15 protein-coding genes, 3 tRNA genes and 3 rRNA genes are annotated in these 23,475 nt (G+C 58.6%); 10 read left to right on the top strand and 11 right to left on the bottom strand.

The features are described from left to right. Positions 1-16: 16 nt before the first annotated feature. Positions 17-751, bottom strand: a complete 735-nt coding sequence (locus GYH29_RS05885) for a UTRA domain-containing protein (RefSeq protein WP_043594604.1) — start codon at positions 749-751, stop codon at positions 17-19. Between the two features lie 209 nt (positions 752-960). Between GYH29_RS05885 and GYH29_RS05880 the strand changes: the two genes are divergently transcribed. The 4 genes from GYH29_RS05880 to GYH29_RS05865 all read left to right on the top strand — a co-directional run bounded on the left by GYH29_RS05880 (position 961) and on the right by GYH29_RS05865 (position 4,868). Continuing rightward, complete coding sequence (locus tag GYH29_RS05880; RefSeq protein ID WP_043594616.1) at positions 961-2,055, top strand: ABC transporter substrate-binding protein; 1,095 nt, start codon at positions 961-963, stop codon at positions 2,053-2,055. 67 nt (positions 2,056-2,122) lie between these two features. Next, complete coding sequence (locus GYH29_RS05875; RefSeq protein ID WP_043594606.1) at positions 2,123-3,034, top strand: ABC transporter permease; 912 nt, start codon at positions 2,123-2,125, stop codon at positions 3,032-3,034. After that, positions 3,031-3,849: an ABC transporter permease gene (locus GYH29_RS05870; protein WP_043594608.1), complete on the top strand. Its 819-nt coding sequence runs from the start codon at positions 3,031-3,033 to the stop codon at positions 3,847-3,849. The genes GYH29_RS05875 and GYH29_RS05870 overlap by 4 nt, the downstream gene beginning before the upstream one ends. 14 nt (positions 3,850-3,863) lie before the next feature. Beyond that, entirely contained in the window at positions 3,864-4,868 is a 1,005-nt protein-coding gene (locus GYH29_RS05865; protein ID WP_019103277.1) for an ABC transporter ATP-binding protein, read from the top strand. Here GYH29_RS05865 and GYH29_RS05860 read toward each other — a convergent pair. Together GYH29_RS05860 and GYH29_RS05855 are read right to left on the bottom strand one after the other, a co-directional pair. Beyond that, positions 4,865-6,709: a methyl-accepting chemotaxis protein gene (locus GYH29_RS05860; RefSeq protein WP_019103278.1), complete on the bottom strand. Its 1,845-nt coding sequence runs from the start codon at positions 6,707-6,709 to the stop codon at positions 4,865-4,867. The two genes, GYH29_RS05865 and GYH29_RS05860, sit on opposite strands and share 4 nt — an antisense overlap. Positions 6,710-6,896: 187 nt before the next feature. Next, positions 6,897-8,225: a sodium-dependent transporter gene (locus GYH29_RS05855; RefSeq protein ID WP_019103279.1), complete on the bottom strand. Its 1,329-nt coding sequence runs from the start codon at positions 8,223-8,225 to the stop codon at positions 6,897-6,899. A gap of 604 nt (positions 8,226-8,829) precedes the next feature. Here GYH29_RS05855 and GYH29_RS05850 point away from each other — a divergent pair. Further along, on the top strand, positions 8,830-9,762 hold the full coding sequence (locus GYH29_RS05850) for a PAS domain-containing protein (protein ID WP_019103280.1): 933 nt from the start codon (positions 8,830-8,832) through the stop codon (positions 9,760-9,762). A gap of 131 nt (positions 9,763-9,893) precedes the next feature. On the opposite strand, the gene GYH29_RS05845 is transcribed toward GYH29_RS05850, so the two are convergent. Further along, positions 9,894-11,291 carry a NarK family nitrate/nitrite MFS transporter gene (locus tag GYH29_RS05845; protein WP_019103281.1) on the bottom strand — a complete coding sequence of 466 codons (1,398 nt, stop codon included), beginning with the start codon at positions 11,289-11,291 and terminating at the stop codon, positions 9,894-9,896. 98 nt (positions 11,292-11,389) lie between these two features. After that, positions 11,390-12,643, bottom strand: coding sequence for an MFS transporter (locus GYH29_RS05840; RefSeq protein WP_161523356.1), 1,254 nt, complete (start codon positions 12,641-12,643; stop codon positions 11,390-11,392). A gap of 267 nt (positions 12,644-12,910) precedes the next feature. Here GYH29_RS05840 and GYH29_RS05835 point away from each other — a divergent pair, with 267 nt between their 5' ends. After that, on the top strand, positions 12,911-13,228 hold the full coding sequence (locus tag GYH29_RS05835) for a hypothetical protein (RefSeq protein ID WP_019103283.1): 318 nt from the start codon (positions 12,911-12,913) through the stop codon (positions 13,226-13,228). Positions 13,229-13,378: 150 nt separating this feature from the next. Here GYH29_RS05835 and rrf read toward each other — a convergent pair. The 6 genes from rrf to ygfZ all read right to left on the bottom strand — a co-directional run bounded on the left by rrf (position 13,379) and on the right by ygfZ (position 22,050). Further along, a 5S ribosomal RNA gene (gene rrf, locus GYH29_RS05830) occupies positions 13,379-13,493 on the bottom strand. Positions 13,494-13,619: 126 nt separating this feature from the next. Beyond that, positions 13,620-16,508, bottom strand: a 23S ribosomal RNA gene (locus GYH29_RS05825). Between the two features lie 302 nt (positions 16,509-16,810). Further along, positions 16,811-18,346, bottom strand: a 16S ribosomal RNA gene (locus GYH29_RS05820). Together the 16S, 23S and 5S rRNA genes form the textbook arrangement of a ribosomal RNA operon. A 385-nt stretch (positions 18,347-18,731) precedes the next feature. Further along, positions 18,732-20,438: a hypothetical protein gene (locus tag GYH29_RS05815; RefSeq protein ID WP_043591801.1), complete on the bottom strand. Its 1,707-nt coding sequence runs from the start codon at positions 20,436-20,438 to the stop codon at positions 18,732-18,734. A gap of 166 nt (positions 20,439-20,604) precedes the next feature. After that, on the bottom strand, positions 20,605-20,910 hold the full coding sequence (locus tag GYH29_RS05810) for an H-NS histone family protein (protein WP_019103433.1): 306 nt from the start codon (positions 20,908-20,910) through the stop codon (positions 20,605-20,607). Between the two features lie 102 nt (positions 20,911-21,012). Then, positions 21,013-22,050, bottom strand: a complete 1,038-nt coding sequence (ygfZ, locus tag GYH29_RS05805; RefSeq protein WP_019103434.1) for a CAF17-like 4Fe-4S cluster assembly/insertion protein YgfZ — start codon at positions 22,048-22,050, stop codon at positions 21,013-21,015. 195 nt (positions 22,051-22,245) lie between these two features. Here ygfZ and GYH29_RS05800 point away from each other — a divergent pair. The 4 genes from GYH29_RS05800 (at position 22,246) to GYH29_RS05785 (ending at position 23,472) form a co-directional block, all read left to right on the top strand. Further along, a tRNA-Asn gene (locus tag GYH29_RS05800) sits at positions 22,246-22,321 on the top strand. A gap of 34 nt (positions 22,322-22,355) precedes the next feature. Continuing rightward, positions 22,356-22,431, top strand: a tRNA-Asn gene (locus GYH29_RS05795). Between the two features lie 27 nt (positions 22,432-22,458). Then, a tRNA-Asn gene (locus tag GYH29_RS05790) sits at positions 22,459-22,534 on the top strand. A gap of 89 nt (positions 22,535-22,623) precedes the next feature. Beyond that, positions 22,624-23,472 carry a DMT family transporter gene (locus GYH29_RS05785; RefSeq protein WP_019104145.1) on the top strand — a complete coding sequence of 283 codons (849 nt, stop codon included), beginning with the start codon at positions 22,624-22,626 and terminating at the stop codon, positions 23,470-23,472. Positions 23,473-23,475: the final 3 nt, after the last annotated feature.

Raw genomic sequence — 23,475 nt, 5'->3', positions numbered from 1 at the left:
ATGCCGCGATGGTAGCTCAATTCGCCGCCTCCGCGGCAGGACTGTCCACGCGCAGACGCACCGCGTCGTGCCTCCAGTACTCGTAATCGCAATCCAGAGTAGCGCCGGCGGCATCGCGATTGACACGGCGAACCAGCAAAATGGGGCCGCCCTCGGCCAGCATCAGCGCGTGGGCCACGCGCCCCTGGGCCGCCGCCGGCAGAATGTCGAAAGCCGCGGCGGCGTATTCGATGCCGTAACGACGGCGATACAGCCCGGTCAACGATTGGCTCAGGTCCTGGCCCTGGATGTCCGGAAAACGCTCCGGCCGTAGAAAGTGCTCCACGTATAGCGCCACTCGCCCGTCCAGGCTGCGCTGACGGCAGATCTTCCACAAAGAGCTCAAGGGCGGCACCTCCAACGCCCGGCACAGCTCGGGCGAAGCCAGCACGGTCTCCACGCTTAAAAGCCGAGTTTCCGCCGTCCGTTGCTGCGCGTCGGCCATGCGTTGGAAGTGGTTGCCGTAGAGCGGCGCGTACTCCAGCCGCGGAAAGGCGACAAACCAACCTCGCCTTTCTTCGCGATACACCCGCCCTTCGGCCTCCAACACCGCCAGCGCCTCCTTCAAGGTGATGCGAGTGGTTGCGAACAGCTCGGCCAGCGCGCGCTCCGACGGTAGGCGGCCGCCGGGCTGCAGCAAGCCGCCCTCGATTTGCTGCAATAAGGCGGCGCGGATGCGCGCGGCCTGGGAAAGCGGTTTCGGTTCAGGCATCAGGACTAGTCCAACGATCAGGTCTCCGCCGGCTTTTTACCAACAAAAAATGACAAGGAAATTAACTGGCGCAAGCGCCGCTGGCCGCCACTGCTCTGATTCGTCACCAATCTGCAATCAAATTGCCATGCTACGTAAACTGGAATGTCATCTCCGCGGAATACCATCAGCATCGCTTTTATTTGACCTAGTCCAAAGGGATGGATGCCATGAACAAACCGTTGCGCTGCGCCGTGCTGGGCGCTCTGGCCCTGCTGGCCAACACCGCTTTCGCCGATAACCTGAACGCGCTGATCCAGGCCGCCAAGAAGGAAGGCGAGCTGAACGTAATCGCTCTGCCCCATGACTGGTGCGGCTACGGCGGCGTGATCGCCGGCTTCAAGGCCAAGTACGGCATCAAGGTGAACGAACTGAATCCGGACGCCGGCTCCGCCGACGAACTGGAAGCGATCAAGGCCAACAAGAGCAATAAGGGCCCGCAGGCGCCGGACGTGATCGACGTGGGCCTGTCCTTCGGACCGCAAGCCAAGGCCGCCGGCCTGCTTCAACCCTACAAAGTGTCCAACTGGAAAACCATTCCGGACAGCGTCAAGGACAAAGACGGCTATTGGTACGGCGATTACTACGGCGTGCTGGCCTTCGAGGTGAACAAGGATCTAGTCGCCAAAACGCCGACCGACTGGAGCGACCTGCTGAAGCCGGAATACAAGAACGCGGTGGCGCTGGCCGGCGACCCTCGCGCCGCCAACCAGGCGATCCAAGGCGTGTTCGCCGCCGGCCTATCCCAGTCCAAGGGCAATGTGGCCAAGGCCGCCGACGCCGGCCTCAAATTCTTCGCGCAATTGAACAAGAGCGGCAACTTCGTGCCGGTGATCGGCAAGGCCGCGTCGTTGGCCCAGGGCAGCACGCCCATCGTGATCCGCTGGGACTACAACGCCCTGGCCGACCGCGACACCCTGAAGGGCAACCCCAAGGTGGAGGTGGTGGTGCCCAAGAGCGGCGTGGTGGCCGGCGTTTACGCCCAGGGCATCAGCGCCTACGCGCCGCACCCCAACGCGGCCAAGCTGTGGCAGGAATACCTGTTCTCCGACGAAGGCCAACTGGCTTGGCTCAAGGGTTATTGCCACCCCACCCGCTTCAACGATCTGGCCGCCCGCAAGAAAATCCCGCAGGACTTGCTGAGCCGGATGCCGGACGCCGCGGCCTATAAGAAAGCCTTGTTCCCCACGCTGGAACAACAAGAGGCGTACAAGGCGGTGATCACCAAGCAGTGGGACAGCGTGGTGGGCAGCAACGTCAAGTAAGCCGTTTCGCCCTGATTGGCGCGCGGCGCTTCCGCCGCGCGCGGGCTCTCTTTGGAAACACGCCCTCATGTCCGCATCTTCCAACTCCCTCGCCGGCCGTGCCGGCCCAGCGTCGCCGCGCCGCGCCGGCGGCGGCTTTGTCTCGCTGTCCTGGCTGGGCGTGGTGCCGTTCTTCCTCTTTGCGCTGCTGTTCCTGCTGCTGCCCACCGCCCGCTTGCTATTGGGCGCTTTCCAGGACGCCGACGGCCATTTCACGCTGAACAATATCGCCCGGCTGTTCGAACCGGCGATTCTCGACGCCTACAAGATCAGCCTGCAGATCAGCGCCGCCTCTGCGCTCTTGGGCGCGGTCTTCGGCCTGCTGCTGGCCCTCGCGGTAATCCGCGGCCGGCTGCCGGGCTGGATCCGCCCGACGCTGGCCACCTTCTCCGGCGTGGCGTCCAACTTCGCCGGCGTGCCGCTGGCCTTCGCCTTCCTGGCCACGCTGGGCCGCATGGGCCTGGTGACGGTGCTGCTGCGCCGCTACCTGGATTTCGACCTCTACGCTGGCGGTTTCAGCATTCTCAGCTTCAGCGGCTTGACGCTGACTTATCTCTACTTCCAGATTCCGCTGATGGTGCTGATCGTCAGCCCGGCCATCGACGGCCTCAAAACCGAATGGCGCGAAGCCTGCGACAGCCTGGGCGGCTCCGCTTTTGCTTACTGGAGCCGCATCGCGTTGCCGGTGCTGTGGCCCAGCATCCTGGGCGCGGCGCTGCTGCTGTTCGCCAACGCCTTCGGCGCAGTGGCCACCGCCTACGCGCTGACCGGCAGTTCGCTCAACATCGTCACCATCCTGCTGTACGCGCAAATCCGCGGCGACGTGCTGCACGATCAGAACCTGGGCTACGCGCTGGCGCTGGGCATGATCGTGGTCACCGGCCTGTCCAACGCCGCCTATATCTGGCTGCGCGGCCGCGCGGAAAGGAGCCGGGCATGAAACACCAGCCAGCCCACAAACCATCGTCGCGTCTGAGCGCCTGGATCGCCGTCGTCGCCGGCGGCCTGTACTTCCTTCTGCCGCTGTTGGCCACCTTCGAATTCAGCCTGAAGATGCTGCGCGAGGGTTACAGCCTGGAAGCCTACAAACTGGTGCTGCAGGATCCGGGCTTTCAGCAAAGCTTCGCCTATTCCGCGCTGATGGCCCTATTCACCATCGTCACCGGCATCCTGCTGGTGGCGCCCACCGCGTTCTGGATCCAACTCCGGCTACCGCGGCTGCGGCCGCTGGTGGAGTTCATCACCCTGTTGCCGCTGGTGATTCCGGCCATCGTCATCGTGTTCGGCTATCTGCGCCTGTTCGGCAGCGATGCCTGGCTGCCCTTGACCGGCAGCGAGCGCGGCACGGATCTATTGCTGGTCTGCAGCTACGTGACGCTGGCCCTGCCCTATCTATACCGCTCCATCGACGCCGGCCTGTCCGCCATCGATGTGCGATCTCTGGCCGAGGCGGCGCAAAGCCTGGGCGGCGGCTGGCGAGTGATTCTGCTGCGGGTGATCTTCCCCAATATCCAGTCCGCGCTGTTGTCCGGCGCGTTTCTGACCTTCGCCATCGTCATCGGCGAGTTCACTATGGCCAGCTTGCTGGCGCGGCCGGCCTTCGGCCCTTATCTGCAATTGATCGGCGCCAACCGTGCTTACGAGCCGGCAGCGCTGGCCATCATCGCCTTTTTGATCACTTGGGCGGCCATGGGCCTGCTACAGGTGGCCGGCCGTCACCGTCGCGCGCTGCGCGATGCCGCGGCCTCGGAATAAGAAAGAACCCCACAATGGCATACCTGGATATCCAAAATCTGCACAAACGCTACGGCCAGCACACGGTGGTGCACGACTTCAATATGAGGGTGGAGGCCGGCGAGTTCGTCACTTTCCTGGGTCCGTCCGGCTGCGGCAAGACCACGGTGCTGCGGATGATCGCCGGCTTCGAAACGCCCAGCGGCGGCGCCATCCGCCTGCAAGGCGAGGACATCACGGCCTGCGCGCCGCAAAAACGCGGCATCGGCATGGTGTTTCAAAGCTATGCGCTATTTCCCAATATGAGCGCTGGCGAGAACATCGCCTTCGGCCTGAAGATGCAGAAGCGCGCCGCCGCAGACATCCGCAGCAAGGTAGCGGAGGCGCTGGCGCTGGTGGAGCTGTCCGGCAAGGAGAACCACTATCCGCATCAGCTCTCCGGCGGCCAACGCCAGCGGGTGGCCTTGGCGCGCGCGCTGGTGGTGGAACCGCGCATTCTGCTGTTGGACGAGCCGCTGTCGGCATTGGATGCGCGCATCCGCAAGAATCTGCGCGAGCAGATCCGCGACATTCAGCGCCGGCTGGGGCTAACCACTATTTTCGTGACCCACGACCAAGAGGAAGCCCTGACCCTGTCCGACCGCATCTTCGTGATGAACCAGGGGAAAGTGGAACAGGAGGGCGCGGCCGAAACCATCTACACCCAGCCGGCCACCGAGTTCGTCGCCCGCTTCATGGGCAATTACAATCTACTGTCCGTCGGCGACAGCCGGGCGCTGTTCGGCCTGGAAATCCAGGGCCATCTGGCGATCCGCCCGGAGTCCATTCAACTGTTGCCCGGCGACAGCGCGGAAACGGACAGCTTACCAGCAGTGGTGAAGCAACGCCAGCTGCTGGGTAACATCGTCCGCTATCAGGTGGAAAGCGCCGGCGCGCTGCTGCAGGTAGACCGGCTGAACCGCAATCCGGCGGACTTGCTGGCCGACGGCGCGCCGGTGCGGCTGCGCATCCAGCGCGACGACATGCGCGAAGTGCGCTAGCCGTCGTGTGGGCGGCGGAAATAAGCCATCTGCCGACGCAGGCTGCCGGCGCGTTGCGACACTTCCTGCGCCGCCGCCGACAATTGCTCGCTGGCGGCAGCGTTGCCCTGAGACAGTTGGCTCAGGCCCTGCATCACCTGATTGATACCGCCCACATGCTGCGCCTGGGCCACAGCCTCCTTGGAAATGTCCCGCACCAGTTGCCGGGTTTGCTGGCTGGACTCGACGATGGCGCTCAGGCTTTTGCCCGCCTCCTCCGCCAGCCGCACGCTGCCCGCCGCCACTTGACCGATTTCCTTGGCCGCAGCTTGGCTACGCTTCGCCAGCTTGCGCACTTCATCAGCCACGACGGCGAAGCCCTTGCCCAACTCGCCGGCGCGCGCAGCTTCGATGGCGGCGTTGAGCGCCAGCAAATTGGTCTGATAAGCGATGTCGTCGATGATGTCGGTACGCTGGGCGATCACATGCATCGCCTCAATGGTTTCGCCAACGACCCGCCTGCCCTCCTCCGCCTGGCGCGCGGCTTCGCTGGCCACGTCGCCGCTGAGGCTGGCGTCGCGGGCCATCGCGAACATCTGGCCGGCGATCTCGTCCACCGCGTGGCTGGTCTGCTCGATGTCGGAGGAAGTGCGGCAGGCGCTGTCGGACAAACCCTGCGAGGCGCTGTTCAATTGCAGCGCGGCGTTGGCCACCGCGTCCGCGTCCTGCTGCACTTGACCGATCACCCCGCTCAGCTTTCTCCCCATCTGGCGGATGTGCGCGGCCAGGCTGTCCTCGTCCGACGAGGCCAGCCGCAGGCGGAAGTCCAGCTGGCCGCCAGCCAGCTCGCGCATGCCGTGCGCCACTTCATCCGGCTCCGCGCCCAAGGTCCGCAGAATGCTGCGCGCCAGCAGCAATGCGGCTGCGATGGGCAACAGCACCCCGGCCAATACCGCCAAGGCCAGCCAGCTTTGCCAACGCGCAGCGGACTGCTGCGCCGCCAGTGCGTCTCGAATCCGGACCAACACCGCGTTCTGCACTTCCTGCAGCGCGTCTATGCGCCGGCTGGCCACCTCGAACCATTCCTCGCTCGACAAGCTCTGCATCGCGCCCGGACCACGCGCCAGCACCGCGTCGCGCAGCGATTCGTACGCGCCGCTAGCGTTCAGCGCCCGGTCCAGCAAGCGCTCGTCGCCCTCGCTCTGCCGGTACAGGCTGCGGCATAGCGCCTCCTGCGACACCATACCGCTGACCAGGCGGAATTCGTTGATATTGAAACTGCCCACCGCCAACACCCCGCCGATCAAGCCGCGCGCGCGGCCGGTGTACTCCGTCTGGCAATGCAAGGCGGACCACTGTTGCACCAATGCGCGCACGTCCTCGCTTTGCGAGTAGAACAGCGTGATGACCTTGGAGAGCCGCTCGATGACTTCGGTGTAACGCTCAAACGCCGGCAATGGCGAAATGTGGCGCTGCGCCACATCGCGGCGCAGAGTAGAGAGCATCTCCACTGTTGGCAACTGCTGGGAGAAAAACAAGCCTGCCTTGCGCGACAGTTCGTCGGCAGGTTGCTGACGCAAGCTGACCAGCAAGGCGTCGGCCAGCGCTTTTTGCCTCGGCAGGGCGGCCGGCATCGGCTTATGCTCGTTCAGATAACGGTTGCTCAGCCCACGCTCGATCTGCAGCGCGTGAATCAGCTCCCCCACTTTCTGCACATTATCCGCCAGTGCCTGATCCCGCTGTAAAGCCTGGACCGTCCGCCATTGCGCAAAGGCAAACCACAAGGCCCCGCACAACAAGAGCAACACCAGCGGAGCAATCAGCAAGGCCAGCTTGTGCACCAGTTTCAGACGGAAGTGCATCGGGTATCCTGTATACAAGCCATGGATCAAAAACCGCCGGGCGCAAGTCCCTTCGCGGCGGTCTAACCGCTCTAACTATAGGCAATGGCAGGGCAAGGCAAGAACACCGGCATGGCGAGCGTGCGGACCAAGCTGCGTGCAAAGAAAAACCCGCCGCGGAAGACGGCGGGCTATGGGGAAACGACGATCAGGCCGCGCGCAGGCTGGCCACCATGATCCAGCCGATCAAAGCCGGCGCCATCGCCATGCAGAAGCCGCGCATCAACCGCATGCGGCGGCCGGCGCCGTCGCCGGCCAGCTCGCGGCGCACCACCGGCCAAGCCTTCCAGCCAACGAATAAGGCCAGCAGCAGTTCACCCAGCGGCATCAGCAGCTTGGAGGTCAGGTAGTCCAGCAGATCGAAGAAGCCCATGCCGAACAACTGGTATTCGCTCCACACCCCCAGGGACAAGGACGCCGGAATGCCCAGCAGGAAGATCCCCAGCGTCATTACCCAGGCCGCCTGGCCACGCTTGAGGCCGAACTCGTCCATCGCGAAACTGGTCACCACCTCCAGCAGGGACACCGAGGAGGTCAGCGCCGCCAGCAGCAGCAGGCAGAAGAACATCACCGCGAACAGCTGGCCCAACGGCAGATGGGCGAACACCGCCGGCATGGTGATGAAGGTCAGGCCCGGACCAGCGGACGGATCGAAACCGAAAGCGAAAACCGCCGGCAGCACCATCAGACCCGCGAGGAAGCACGTCGCCACCGTCAGTAGGATCACCCACAACGCAGACCCCAGCAGATTAGATTCCTTGCTCACATAAGAGCCGTAGGTGATCATGATGCCGAGGCCCAGCGACAGCGAGAAGAAAGCCAGGCCAAGCGCGTCCACCAGCATGGCGCTGCTGACCTTGGAAAAGTCCGGGGCCACGAAATACTTCACGCCGTCCCAAGCGCCGGGCAGCGTCAGGCCGCGGACGATCAACACCAACATCAACACAAACAAGGCCGGCATCAAAAACTTCGACAGGTTTTCGATGCCCTTCTGCACACCGCCGGCCACCACCCATACAGTCAACAAGGCGAAGCCGGCATGGTAGGCGATAGGTTCCAGCGGGTCGCTGATGAAGCCGTTGAAAATGGCGCCCAGGGTTTTGGCGTCCGACGTCATAATGCCGCCCCCCAGCGCCTTGACGATGTAGGCGATGGTCCAGCCACCCACCACGCTATAGAAAGACAGAATCAGGAAACACACCAAAACGCTCATATAGCCGATGATGGGCCAGCCGCCGCCGGCCAGCTGCCGGAAGGCGCCTACGGCTCCAGCCTTGGACGCGCGCCCCAACGCCATTTCGGCCAGCATCAGCGCCAGGCCCAGCGTCAGGCAGATGCCGAGGTAAATAAACAAGAAGGCGCCCCCGCCATTGGTTGCGGCGACATAGGGAAATTTCCAGATTGCCCCCAGCCCGATGGCCGAGCCGGCGGCGGCGAGGATGAAACCGAGGCGCGAGCCCCATTGTGATCTTGCCATAATGCAGTCTGCTTCTTTGTCCGAATATTTGTTTTTGAATCGCCGAAATCGACGCCCGCGCCCAAACGCGATCGCCGCAGCGGCAAAGGTGCTGTTTTGCGCCGACGAGGCGCAGCCCGCGCCAGGCCAGATCATGAAGCCCGGGAGCGAACGGAAGGGACCCGGCAAGCCGGGCAAGGGAGAGAAAACCGCCGTGTGGGCGGACCGAAAGCCGCGTCAGGGGTGGCGACGGACTACGGTTCTCGCTAGTGTATTTTGCGTACAAACACGAATTTACCATGATTGATGGCAATTTCCAGCGTACGCAGGCAATTAATTCTGATTTCCAGGATAAGCGCGGTCATTTCCCGGCAAAGATAAGCAAGCCAAGTCCCAGCCAACAAGTTGAGCATGAAATATCTGTACTCAGGGAATACACTTAGAGCGGCGGACAAAAATCAGCCTCACGCCCAAGGCAAGGCGCGCCGCGGACAAGACGGTGAGCCGAAGCAAGGCGGCGCCCGGCATTTTTGTCAGCCGCATTTAAGACCAGCGGCCTCACTGCTACGCGCCTGGCCACGCCAGGAGCGAACTCGCCGGCCTCACGCGACTTACGGAGAGCCCTATGGCGATACTGCAAGCCTTTCAATCGCTGATCGACACTGTACAAGGCGCCTTGATCATCGCGCTTCCCGCCGATGGCCAGATCGTCAGCGCCAATCAGCTAGCCGCCATTCTGCTGGCCACCCCGCACGGCGACCTGATCGGCCAACCCTTCTCCCGCTTCCTGCCCGACCCCGCCGACGGCGAACTGCTGGCCGGCGAACTGCGCCGCACCAGCATGATCTACAACCGTTCGCTGACCTTGCAAGCAAGCGGCGGGCGCTGCTTCGAGGTTCAGATGTCGCTGCGCGAAGTGGAGCTGGAAGGCGCGCTCATGCTGATCTACAGCTTCAGCGACCGCACGGAAACCAAGGTAATGAGTCAGTTGCTGGATTTTGAGCGCAATTTGGTGGAGCGCTCGATCAGCCTGATGAAAAGCCTGCGCGCGGAAGAAAAACTGACCGACGACGACAAACTAACCGGCGTGGCCGGCATGCACCGTCTGCTGTCCGCCGCCCACGCCGAAACCGGCCGCGCGCGTCGCTACGGCGGCGCCGTCTCCGGCTTGATCCTCAGTTTGATGAACGTGCCGGAACCGATGCCGGAGCTTGATGAAGGTTCGGCTCATCGCCACTTGCTGCGCCTCGCAGGCAGCCTGTGCCTTCAAAGCACGCGAGACAGCGACCTCGTTGCCCAGCGCGAAGATGACGCCTTCATCATTCTGCTGCCCAATACCGGGGTCAGCGGAGCCAACGAACTGGCGCGCCGGCTCATCAAATCGCTGCGCCAGCTGAGTTTCGTGTATCAGGGAGAAGAACGCAAAGCGGCGGCCTGCGTCGGGCTAAGCGCTCTACGCGGCAGTGAAAACACCCCCAAGCCCATGCTGGACCGGTTGAACGAAGCCCTTCAGAAAGCGCGGGAAGGCGGCCCCAACTACATCGTCAAACTCCCCTGAGCATCCCGCAAGGCCAAGTTCCCGCCCCCAAATGCAAACCAAGCGGCCTCCATCCCCATCCACCCGATAAACGACAAACCGGCGAGACATCGTTTTGACGCCCCGCCGGTTTCGCTTACTGCCTTGGCTTGTCAGCAACTCACTTCAGCGTTCTTGCGCGCATAGAACCACCAGCACAAGACCATGCAGCTAATATAAAAAACGATGAAGCACAGCAGTGCCGGCTCCGCCCCGCCGGTCGCCTTCATTGACGCACCAAAGCTTTGCGGAATGAAATAGCCGCCATAGGCGCCGATAGCGCTGATGAAACCGCCCGCCGCGGCCGATTCCTTAACCCCATCCGCCTCGGCCTGCTTGCGCGCCTCTTCGCCTCGGCCAGCCGCAGCACGCAGCCGCCCCGTAGTGAAGATGGTCGGAATCATCCGGTAAGTCGAACCATTGCCCACGCCGGCCATGGTGAACAGCAGCAGGAACATGGAGAAGAAACCGGCAAAGCTACCGCCGTTCAATTGACCGGCCGCGTCATGCGCCGGTAGAAAATGCAACACACCCGCCACAGCCAAGGCCATCACCGCGAACACCCACAGCGTCACCCGCGCGCCGCCGAGCTTGTCGGAAATCACACCGCCGATAGGACGCACCAGAGCGCCGAGCAAGGGGCCGATAAAAGCGAACTTGGCCACCGGCACCTCAGGAAACTGGGTTTTGGTCAACAGAGCGAAGGCGCCGGCAAAACCGATAAAGCTGCCGAAAGTGCCAATGTACAGCCAACACATCAGCCAATTATGCTTACGGCGGAAAATCACCGCCTGCTCGGTGAACGAAGCCTTGGCGTCAGCCAAATCGTTCATGCCGAACCAAGCAGCCGCCGTCGCCAAGACGATGAAGGGCACCCAGACGAAACCGGCGTTCTGCAGCCACAGACTCTTCTCCACCCCGTCCTTGACATAATGCTGCGCATCGCCGCCAAAGGCGCCGAACATGCCGCCAGTCACTACCAGCGGAATCACAAACTGGGCCAAGGACACCCCGAGGTTGCCGAAACCGGCGTTCAAACCATTGGCCGCGCCCTTCTGCGCCTTGGGGAAAAAGTAAGCGATATTAGCCATAGAACTGGCGAAATTACCGCTGCCCAGCCCGCACAGCAAGGCGATCGCCAGCATCACAGGATAAGACGTCGTCGGATCCTGCACCGCAAAGCCCAGCCATACAGCCGGGATCAACAGCGAGGCGGTGGATAAGGTCGTCCATTTACGCCCGCCGACGATGGACGGCATGAAGGAGTAAAAAATGCGCAAGGTCGCGCCGGACAGCGCGGGCAAGGCCGTCAGCAAAAACAGCTGATCCTTGGTGTAATTAAAGCCCGCGTTCGGCAGGTTCAGCGTTACCACGCTCCACAATACCGAAATGACGAAAGCCAGCGTCAGACACGGAATCGAAATCCACAAATTGCGCCGCGCAATGCTCTGGCCTTCCTGTTGCCAGAACTCGGCGCTCTCTGGCTCCCACCGTTTGATGACATAAGACATGACTCAACCCTCCCCGTCGGCCCGAGTCATGGCCGGGCCGGCGCTATTTGACAATCTTTTAACGGCGGCGCTTAAACGCGCCGCCATGCAACTCAAACTCAACGGCTGGCGGCAGCCGCCAGGCGCAAACGCTGCTCGGCCACCGGCTTGAACGAGTAATGCATCCAGACCAGGCTGACGCAGACCGCGCCGTACAGCAGCATGAAGCAGCTGGAATGCACCCCGGCCAGGTCCACCAGCGCGCCGAACAGAATCGGCAACACGAAACCGGCCAAGCCGCCGGCCAGCCCCACCACGCCGGATACCGCGCCGATGTTGTCTGGAAAATCGTTAGCGATGAATTTGAACACCGATGCTTTACCCACGGCCATCGCCACGCCGGCGATGAACAAAATCGCAGTGAACAACACCGAGTTCAGACCGATATGCAAGCTCCAAGGCCCCTTGACGGTGGCCACCACCATCTCGGTTTGCGGATAAGACAGAATGAAGAAGCAAACCCATAGCACCCACATCACCCACCACGTGGTGCGATACGCGCCGAAGCGGTCCGACATCCAGCCGCCGATCGCGCGCAATACGCCGCCGGGCAAGGAAAAACAGGCGGCGAGAAAAGCGGCGGTTTTCATATCAAAGCCGTACTCGCCGACAAAATACTTGGTCAGCCACAAGGACAAGCCCACATAGCCGCCAAACACCACCGAGTAATACTGCGAGTAGCGCCACACCCTCGGGTCGCGCATCACCCTCAGTTGATCGATGAAACGCTGGCCGCCGCCGCTCAAATGCGCCGGATTGTGATGGCTGCAAAACCAGAACAGCAGCGCCGTGGCCAGCATCACCCCGGCGTAAACCTGGGGCACCAGCGTCCAGCTGCCCAACGCAATCAAGGCCGGCGCCACGAATTTGTTCACCGCCGCGCCTGAGTTGCCCGCCCCGAACACCCCCATCGCCCCCCCCTGATGCCGCGCGTCGAACCAGCGCGCCACATAGGGCGTACCCACCGAAAAACTGCCGCCGGCCAAGCCGATGAACAGACCGATCAGCAGGAAATGCCAGTATTGGGAGGCGTACTCCATCAGATAAATCGGCAGCACCGTGCTCAGCATCAGACAGAACAAAACAATGCGGCCGCCATAACGATCGGTCCAAATTCCCAACGGCACCCGCACCAGCGAGCCGGACAACACAGGCATCGCCACCAGAATGCCGAACTCGGTCTCGTTCAGCCCCAGTTGCTGCTTCACTGGAATGCCCACCACGCCCATCATCATCCAAACCATGAAACAGACGGTGAAAGCAAAAGTGCTGACGACCAGCACCGAATACTGCTTATATGCCTCGGATGTCATCGTTTCTCCCTCAGTGGCCAGACGGCCGGCCAGTCCAATTCCATATTCACACCATACTGCCGGCGCGAAGGAAAACCCATTCGCCAGACGTGGGCAAGGGCAAGGAAAAACGATCTAATCGAAATAGTTCTTTTGGGTGGTATTCGAGAAAGGAACAACACAGTAGAGGGGGAAAGCGGCGAGACGGTCCGGCTTTGCGCCAATGCAAGTTACAGCCCCGACGACATTGGCTAAGATAGGCACATTGCCAACAAGGGAGCTTCCCCCATGAATGCCGCCAAAAAAATACGCCGTTTCATCGAAGAAGGACACGACCCGCAGCAAATGCAAGTGCTCAAGGAACTGGCGACCGCATTGGAAATGGGCCGCTCTTTCGATCTAAGCCTGCTCTACGATATCGACATGCGTTATTTCGACGTCGCCATTGATCTACTGAAAGACTGGCGCTTCGATCATCACATCGCCTCTCGCAGCAAACTGCTGGAGCAGTTGCTGACCGAGATCGCACCGGATAAACAGGTGAAAAAACCGGAAAGCCCAACCGAAAAACCCGCAGCGGTCAAACCCGTCAAGCCCAAAAAATAAGTAAACAAAACGGCACTGCCGTTTTGCTTATTCTGTCTCCAGCGCGCCTCAGACGCACGAAAGCCTCCCAACGGGAGGCTTGTTGTAGCGCCGTCTCAGCCGCTCCAACGCAAAAGCCCAGCTCGTATGAGCTGGGCTTCGCAATCGGGCGTCTGGCGGTGTCCTACTTTCACATGGCGAATGCCACACTATCATCGGCGCTAAGGCGTTTCACGGTCCTGTTCGGGATGGGAAGGCGTGGGACCACCTCGCTATGGCCACCAGACATAAACTGGTACAAACTAGAAGAAGCCTGAGTTGATGTTTCATCAACCCACATATATTCGGTATTCAATTGTGTCGCACAACCACTATCTCATCGTCTCTCGGTTACCCAAGACACTCAAATGATAGGATCAAGCCTCACGAGCAATTAGTATCGGTTAGCTTAACGCCTCACAGCGCTTCCACACCCGACCTATCAACGTCCTGGTCTCGAACGACTCTTCAGGAGGGTCAAGCCCTCAGGGAAGTCTCATCTTCAGGCGAGTTTCCCGCTTAGATGCTTTCAGCGGTTATCTCTTCCGCACTTAGCTACCCGGCAATGCGACTGGCGTCACAACCGGTACACCAGAGGTGCGTCCACTCCGGTCCTCTCGTACTAGGAGCAGCCCCCGTCAAACTTCCAACGCCCACTGCAGATAGGGACCAAACTGTCTCACGACGTTTTGAACCCAGCTCACGTACCACTTTAAATGGCGAACAGCCATACCCTTGGGACCGGCTACAGCCCCAGGATGTGATGAGCCGACATCGAGGTGCCAAACACCGCCGTCGATGTGAACTCTTGGGCGGTATCAGCCTGTTATCCCCGGAGTACCTTTTATCCGTTGAGCGATGGCCCTTCCATTCAGAACCACCGGATCACTATGTCCTGCTTTCGCACCTGCTCGACTTGTCGGTCTCGCAGTTAAGCTACCTTTTGCCATTGCACTATCAGCACGATTTCCGACCGTACCTAGGTAACCTTCGAACTCCTCCGTTACACTTTGGGAGGAGACCGCCCCAGTCAAACTGCCTACCATGCACTGTCCCCAATCCGGATCACGGACCAAGGTTAGAACCTCAAACACACCAGGGTGGTATTTCAAGGACGGCTCCATGAGAACTAGCGTTCCCACTTCATAGCCTCCCACCTATCCTACACAAGTCTGTTCAAAGTCCAATGCAAAGCTACAGTAAAGGTTCACGGGGTCTTTCCGTCTAGCAGCGGGGAGATTGCATCTTCACAAACACTTCAACTTCGCTGAGTCTCAGGAGGAGACAGTGTGGCCATCGTTACGCCATTCGTGCGGGTCGGAACTTACCCGACAAGGAATTTCGCTACCTTAGGACCGTTATAGTTACGGCCGCCGTTTACTGGGGCTTCGATCAAGAGCTTGCACCCCATCACTTAACCTTCCAGCACCGGGCAGGCGTCACACCGTATACGTCCACTTTCGTGTTGGCACAGTGCTGTGTTTTTGTTAAACAGTCGCAGCCACCGATTCTCTGCGACCTCTCAAAGCTCCTCCCGCGGGGGATTCACTCTAAGAGGCATACCTTCTCCCGAAGTTACGGTATCAATTTGCCGAGTTCCTTCTCCTGAGTTCTCTCAAGCGCCTTAGAATTCTCATCCTGCCCACCTGTGTCGGTTTGCGGTACGGTTCTTATGCAGCTGAAGCTTAGTGGCTTTTCCTGGAAGCGTGGTATCAGTCACTTCAGGTCCGTAGACCCTCGTCATCACGTCTCGGCCTTAAGGGAAGGCGGATTTGCCTACCTCCCCAGCCTACCGGCTTAAACAGACTATTCCAACAGTCTGATGACCTAACCTTCTCCGTCCCCACATCGCACTGCATAAAAGTACGGGAATTTTAACCCGTTTCCCATCGACTACGCTTTTCAGCCTCGCCTTAGGGGCCGACTCACCCTACGCCGATGAACGTTGCGTAGGAAACCTTGGGCTTTCGGCGAGCGGGCTTTTCACCCGCTTTATCGCTACTCATGTCAGCATTCGCACTTCTGATATCTCCAGCATCCCTTACGAGACACCTTCTCAGACCTACAGAACGCTCCCCTACCATCTGCACTTACGTGCAAATCCGCAGCTTCGGTTATCAGTTTGAGCCCCGTTACATCTTCCGCGCAGGACGACTCGACCAGTGAGCTATTACGCTTTCTTTAAATGATGGCTGCTTCTAAGCCAACATCCTGGCTGTCTAGGCCTTCCCACTTCGTTTACCACTTAACTGATCATTTGGGACCTTAGCTGGCGGTCTGGGTTGTTTCCCTCTTGACGATGGACGTTAGCACCCACCGTCTGTCTCCCATGCTCGCACTTTCCGGTATTCAGAGTTTGCCATGGTTTGGTAAATCGCAATGACCCCCTAGCCATAACAGTGCTTTACCCCCGGAAGTGATACATGAGGCACTACCTAAATAGTTTTCGGGGAGAACCAGCTATCTCCGAGTTTGTTTAGCCTTTCACCCCTATCCACAGCTCATCCCCTAGTTTTGCAACACTAGTGGGTTCGGACCTCCAGTGCGTGTTACCGCACCTTCATCCTGGCCATGGATAGATCACTCGGTTTCGGGTCTACGCCCAGCAACTAAAACGCCCTATTCGGACTCGGTTTCCCTACGCCTCCCCTATTCGGTTAAGCTCGCTACTGAACGTAAGTCGCTGACCCATTATACAAAAGGTACGCAGTCACGGAACAAGTCCGCTCCCACTGTTTGTATGCATCCGGTTTCAGGTTCTATTTCACTCCCCTCCCGGGGTTCTTTTCGCCTTTCCCTCACGGTACTGGTTCACTATCGGTCGATCATGAGTATTTAGCCTTGGAGGATGGTCCCCCCATCTTCAGACAGGATTTCTCGTGTCCCGCCCTACTTATCGTACGCCTAGTCCTTGGAATGTGTTTTCGTGTACGGGGCTATCACCCACTATGGCGGTCCTTTCCATGAACCTTCCACTAACACAATCCATAACACGTACAGGCTCTTCCGCGTTCGCTCGCCACTACTAACGGAATCTCGGTTGATTTCTTTTCCTGCAGCTACTTAGATGTTTCAGTTCGCTGCGTTCGCCTCCTCGTGCCTATGTATTCAGCACGGGATCTCCTTGCGGAGGGGTTTCCCCATTCGGACATCGCGGGATCAAAGCTCTATTGCCAGCTCCCCCGCGCTTTTCGCAGGCTTACACGTCCTTCTTCGCCTATGATCGCCAAGGCATCCACCAGATGCACTTAGTCGCTTGACCCTATCATTTCAGTAACCTGGATCACTAAAACAACAAGTTGTGTTTGTGCGACGACTACACCGCCCCTTTTGATATGGCGACGTAGCCTAGATACAATCAAATACCCAAGATGACGATCCAGCCAATGAAGAGTTAACTCCATCGTCCTTCTCGCCGTCTTTATATATTCGGCTTCTTCAGTTTGTTAAAGATCAGTGCGTTTAAACAACGCGATCACAGTACTCATTAAGCACTCTGATCGCGACACTCAAACTCGCGAATAACCGATAGGCTGTAAGTACTCGATCAACAACCTTCTCTAGAAAGGAGGTGATCCAGCCGCAGGTTCCCCTACGGCTACCTTGTTACGACTTCACCCCAGTCATGAATCCCACCGTGGTAAGCGGCCTCCTTACGGTTAGCCTACCCACTTCTGGTGAAACTCACTCCCATGGTGTGACGGGCGGTGTGTACAAGACCCGGGAACGTATTCACCGCAGCATGCTGATCTGCGATTACTAGCGATTCCGACTTCACGCACTCGAGTTGCAGAGTGCGATCCGGACTACGATCGGTTTTATGAGATTGGCTCCACCTCGCGGCTTCGCGACCCTCTGTACCGACCATTGTATGACGTGTGAAGCCCTGGTCATAAGGGCCATGAGGACTTGACGTCATCCCCACCTTCCTCCGGTTTGTCACCGGCAGTCCCATTAGAGTGCCCAACTTAATGATGGCAACTAATGGCAAGGGTTGCGCTCGTTGCGGGACTTAACCCAACATCTCACGACACGAGCTGACGACAGCCATGCAGCACCTGTGTTAACGCTCCCTTTCGGGCACCACCACATCTCTGCGGCGTTCGTTACATGTCAAGACCAGGTAAGGTTTTTCGCGTTGCATCGAATTAATCCACATCATCCACCGCTTGTGCGGGTCCCCGTCAATTCCTTTGAGTTTTAACCTTGCGGCCGTACTCCCCAGGCGGTCAACTTCTCGCGTTAGCTTCGCTACCAAGGATTCAAACCCCCAACAGCTAGTTGACATCGTTTAGGGCGTGGACTACCAGGGTATCTAATCCTGTTTGCTCCCCACGCTTTCGTGCATGAGCGTCAGTGTCATCCCAGGGGGCTGCCTTCGCCATCGGTATTCCTCCGCATCTCTACGCATTTCACTGCTACACGCGGAATTCTACCCCCCTCTGACGCACTCTAGTCGTGCAGTCTCCAATGCCGTTCCCAGGTTAAGCCCGGGGCTTTCACATCAGACTTGCACAACCGCCTGCGCACGCTTTACGCCCAGTAATTCCGATTAACGCTTGCACCCTACGTATTACCGCGGCTGCTGGCACGTAGTTAGCCGGTGCTTATTCTTCCGGTACTCTCAGCCCCAGTAGGTATTAACCACTGGGATTTGCTCCCGGACAAAAGTCCTTTACAACCCGAAGGCCTTCTTCAGACACGCGGCATGGCTGGATCAGGCTTGCGCCCATTGTCCAAAATTCCCCACTGCTGCCTCCCGTAGGAGTCTGGGCCGTGTCTCAGTCCCAGTGTGGCGGATCATCCTCTCAGACCCGCTACTGATCGAAGCCTTGGTGAGCCTTTACCCCACCAACTAGCTAATCAGACATCGGCTGCTCGTATAACGTGAGGCCTTACGGTCCCCCACTTTCCCCCTCAGGGCGTATGCGGTATTAATCCGGCTTTCGCCGAGCTATCCCCCATTACACGGTACATTCCGATGCATTACTCACCCGTTCGCCACTCGTCAGCGGTGCAAGCACCCTGTTACCGTTCGACTTGCATGTGTAAAGCATGCCGCCAGCGTTCAATCTGAGCCAGGATCAAACTCTTCAGTTCAATTCCAAGCAAATTTTCTGGCACGCAAGATCAAAGAAACATCGAGACATTTCTCGTCTTGCAGTGCAAGTGTTTGGTCATCGACCGAGCACTTACACCTATCGGTTATTCGTTCTGTTAAAGATCGGTGCAGATTGCTGCGTTTCGTTTCCGTCGCTGCGTTGTCTGCTGAGGAGGCGAACTATACGTCACGCCCCCACACCCGTCAACACCTTTTGCGACAAAAACCTCAACAAAAGCGGGCCAGGCCGGGCAAACCCTTGATGCGGCAACGAATATCCATAAAGGGTATTTACCAACTCCTACCCCATGACCCGACTATCCATAAAAAACGGGCCAAAGCTTAGCTTCGACCCGTGTTCGACTCCATCCTAAAGGATGGAAGTCACGGCAAAACCGGCAGCCTTTCCAAAGCCTGGACCAACTCCACCTCGCTCAGACACCAATCACTGCCTTTATCCATTACCTTGCCCAGGGAAAGCTGAAAATGCTTGCCCTTGGCCGTCATGTAGAACTCTTTGCCCAATACATATAGAGAGAGTGGTAGCAGCAAAGCATTGACCACCTTGCCAGAACGCTGGCAAGGGACGAACAAGGCGATATGACCTGCCAGCCAAACCTGCTCAGGAGGCAGCGTCGGATCAATCAATCTCACATCGGTTGGTCGCAATGAAGCCGCCACAGGTCTTCGACTCAGGGTTTCAACCCCCAGATAGATCTGATCCGTCGAGTTCCGCTTCACCCGGCGCACTACGCCGAGACTCCAACCGTCCACCGATTTCTCGCGAAAACCGATCAGCGCACCCAACCCCACCCATTCATTTCCCATCGCACCAAGGGTGACGCCAAGCCCGGTTTGGCTGACATTGTCTACCTCCCAACGCGAAAACTCCTCTTTGGCCGGCTGAGAACCCCCCTCCCCGCCCGAGGCCAGCCCTGGCATGGGTACCCCCTTGTCCCGCTTCCTCGTGGTCACGAAGCCATAAATACGTATATTGGCTGCGTCATCGAAGTTGCCATCTTCTAGCGCGCCTGTTTGCTTGGCCTCGTCTACCCCCCGAATCAAACGGTGCAGCACCGGTAGGCGATACGCCACTTCTATGCTCTGCCCGGAGACAGGCACCCGTTCAGCCCTCTCGAAACGCATTTGCTGGGGAGACCACTCACGCATCAAAGCACGCAGAGTATTGGCATCAATGCCAGGCTCCATCATCCTTTTGATTTCGGGCGGCACTCTGCCGGCATCTAGCACGATACTCCAGCCGTGCAGGATCTCAACCAAGTCCGTCGTCCCCCAGTAGCGGGCCGCCTCGTCCACCAAACCGCCTGTCGCCCTCGTCGCGGGATGGGGTCCTTTTAAAGAAACCACAAAACTCGAATATTCCGCGCATGCTCGTGTCAAAGACATACGGTTACTCAGCACCTGCAGCAGTTGATAGGCAAAGTGCAACTGTCTGGCGCTGAGATTGCCCCCGGTCAATACGGCGAGCATGTGCAAGATGAGAAATTGATCCTGAACCGTGGTGGCCGGCTGGCCATCGCCGAATAAAAACACCGGCACGGAATCGCAACCATGATGCTCTGCAAACCAATAGAGTTGGTTCACCCCCAGCCAAAAAGCCTCCTCCGGATTAAAGCTCCGGATCCAGTGCCAGCGCGCATGTTCGCCAAGGTAGAACATCATTCGCGACAACACGATGGGCAACAGGGTCAGCACCTTGGCGCCTTCGACCGAGTCGGCGTCGACCGTCAGCACATGCTGATAGCTGTCGATAAAACATTTTCCGTAGGCCAGTATCTGGCTTCTCAGCTGCGCTTCCAGCGCTTTGGGCATGCGCGTATTCAGCAAGTATTGCGCGCAGAGGTTTTCATGCAGCGACTCCGTCTCTTGGTTGAGAGCCAGCAGCGCTTCGACGCGATCCACTGAAATATTGTGCCAATCCAACTCCAATGGCGACAGCAATGCCACCACGCGCTCATGCGCGGCCGCACCGTGCTCCTTCTTCAAAGCCGCCACAAACTCCCTGGCCGCTTCCGCGCTAGCCAATGGGTCGGAGCGACCTTTAGCCCCTCTTGAAAAAAAATCCAGCATAGCCGCCCACTCTCAAGACAATGTCAGCACATTTCAATCACTATACGAAACAGCTTGAACGCTACATCCATTTATAGCAAGCCTCAAGCCGGACCGCTGGCCGTCAGACAAAGAAAAAGCGCCCATGACAGGCGCTTTTGAAATTCATTGCAAACCCGCAGTTTGCTTAGATAGCCAGTGCTTCCAGCGCTTTGCCGCTGGAGATCCACTCTTGTACCCACACCGGCTTGCGGCCGCGCCCGGTCCAAGTCAGTTCCGGGCTAACCGGGTGACGGTACTTGGCTTCCACCGGCTTGCGCACGCCGCCGGTTTTGCCCAGCACTTCTTCCACGCTCAGGCCGTAAGCGCGAGCAAGCTCAATGATTTGTTTCTTGGCTTTGGACTTTTCTTCGCTTTCGCGGCGCTTGATTTCAGCTTCGACATCGGCGCGCAGAGCCACCAGCTGGGTAAAATCCAATTTCGACAGTTCCATTAGCATGTTCCCAAATATATTGTAAGAGTAGTGGTGCATTACAGATGATAATGTAGCCAAGCCTTTCTACTCAAGTCAAGGAAACAAAACAGAAATTATCAATTAATTCTCAAGCCCCTCATTCAAGGAATAGGGCAGGTCCAGTTGCAGAAGCCTTATTGTATAGGCCTCGTCAGCATAAATACCCTCTTCCCAAGCTTGAAATTGAACAACGGCCAAACCTTCATATTGTTCCGGAGCCACTTGGCAAACCGCCGACAACATGCCAATCGACTGACCCGCTACAGATGGGCTATAGAGTTTAGCGCCGATGGCAAGCGGCTGTTTAAATGCTACCTTGAACAAACGACGCTTCAATTTTCCCAAATACTGCGATCTGGCGACGATTTCCTGCCCCGGGTAGCAGCCTTTCTTAAAGCTCACCCCTCCAATCAACTCCATATTCGCCATCTGCGGCACAAATTGCTCCTGAGTCGCCAGATGGACCCAAGGAATACCCGCGTCAATATCCCGCCATTCCCAAACACCGGAAGAAATCAGGCTGGCGTCGTCCGTCAGCTTTTCCCCCACCCACTCTGCGCCTGCCTCGTCCACAACCAGCACCCAGCCTGTCCCAGGCAAGCCTATCAACAGGCCCGGCTCAACCCGCACCATCTCTCGCGGCCCTGGTGTTGACGCCAATGCGGACTCGATCGTCAGCGCCGCCAAGGCCGCCTTGCCCGCAAGGCCTATCAAGGTCAGGTTATCCGCAATCGATACCTTCACCTTGGAGCGCAGCACAAACATGCTCAAGCGCTTGGCCACGTAATCGGCCAAATCCGCAGATACCGCCAGGTAATAAGTTTCATCGCAACGCCAAACCAGAAAACTGGCCAGCATCCTTCCTTTGGCCGTAGAGTAACTGCTGTACTGAGCGCGGTTTTCATCCGACAACTCACGCACATCGCTAGAGAGTTGCCCTTGTAAAAAGGCCTCTGCATCCTCTCCCGCCACCTGGATGATTTTGTGCTTATCCAAAATCGATATTGCGACACCGGCGCGCAATGAGTCCAACTGCCGCAGATGAACATTCATTTCCACCGCATCTTTATTCGCCCGCTGCGCGCGCGCATCCAGCGTGAGCTTCCCGTCCAGATTCATTTAACCCACCTCAAAAACGCGGCTATTCCCGCATGGTCAACAAACGAAATTTTAACGCGCCGCAGCCCCCCTTCGCCAGCGATGAATTGCCGGCGCACGCCCCTCCTTCGCCCCGCTTGGCGGGCCCAAGCGATTTTCAACCGCGCAAGTGTTGACAGCCCGACAGGCTGAAGCTATAGTTCGCCCTCACTCAAATCCCTGATAGCTCAGTTGGTAGAGCGACGGACTGTTAATCCGCAGGTCGCAGGTTCGAGCCCTGCTCGGGGAGCCATTACGGCCCTGTTTGAGAATTGCTTGTTTTCCATTCCCTGATAGCTCAGTTGGTAGAGCGACGGACTGTTAATCCGCAGGTCGCAGGTTCGAGCCCTGCTCGGGGAGCCAAAACAAGACAGCATCACTGAATGATGATCCCTGATAGCTCAGTTGGTAGAGCGACGGACTGTTAATCCGCAGGTCGCAGGTTCGAGCCCTGCTCGGGGAGCCAAGTTTCCAAAAGCCACAATCGCCGGATTGTGGCTTTTTCCATTTCTGCTTCCGTTTTACAATCGGCCCACCTTCCCCATTGGAATAATAATGATTTCCAGACCGATTGCTTTTGCCGGCGGCGCTATCTTGCTATGGGCTTCGCTGGCCACGCTTGGCACCCAAACCCGCTCGCTTCCCCCATTTTTTGTGGTTGGCGTCTGCCTGTTGATCGGCAGCCTGCTCAGTATCCGCCATTGCCGCGACTGGAAAGTGCCGCCGCGCACCTTACTGGTCGGAATCTATGGCTTGTTCGGCTACCATTTCTTGCTGTTCTTCGCATTTCGGCACGCGCCGGCCATGGAAGCCAATCTGCTGAATTATCTATGGCCCCTGTTGATTGTGATACTCTCGCCCATCCTGGTTCCCGGCACCATACTGCACGGCCGTCACATTCTGGCCGGCGCGCTGGGTTTCAGTGGAGCGGCGCTGATTGTCAGCGGAGGCAAGCTCGCCTTGTCCAGCAACTATCTTGTCGGTTATCTGCTGGCCATCGGCGCCGCCGTTGTGTGGTCGACTTTTAGCCTGCTGACGCGCAGGCTGCCCAGCTTCCCCAATAGCGCGGTCGGCGGGTTCTGCCTGCTGTCCGGCTTACTTTCCCTACTATGCCACTTCCTGTTCGAACCCAACGTCGCCCCCAGCGCTGGTCAATGGCTGGCCTTGATCCTGCTGGGCATCGGCCCGATGGGCGGCGCCTTCTTCCTATGGGACCGCGCGCTAAAGGAGGGGGACCCCAGACAGATAGGCTCCTTGTCCTATGCCACGCCCTTGCTGTCCACCCTGCTGCTGATAGGCACCGGACAAGGGCAATTGAACGCTATTGCAATAACCGCCATCGTGCTGATTCTTGGCGGCGCCCTGCTTGGCAGCCTGCCTGTTCGTCCACGTTCGCTTGCTTGAAAA

This window comes from Chromobacterium haemolyticum (genome assembly GCF_009936155.1).
Classification (GTDB): Bacteria; Pseudomonadota; Gammaproteobacteria; order Burkholderiales; family Chromobacteriaceae; genus Chromobacterium; species Chromobacterium haemolyticum.
Note: the sequence above shows the minus strand (reverse complement) of the source record. Positions and strands in the feature narration are given on the sequence as shown.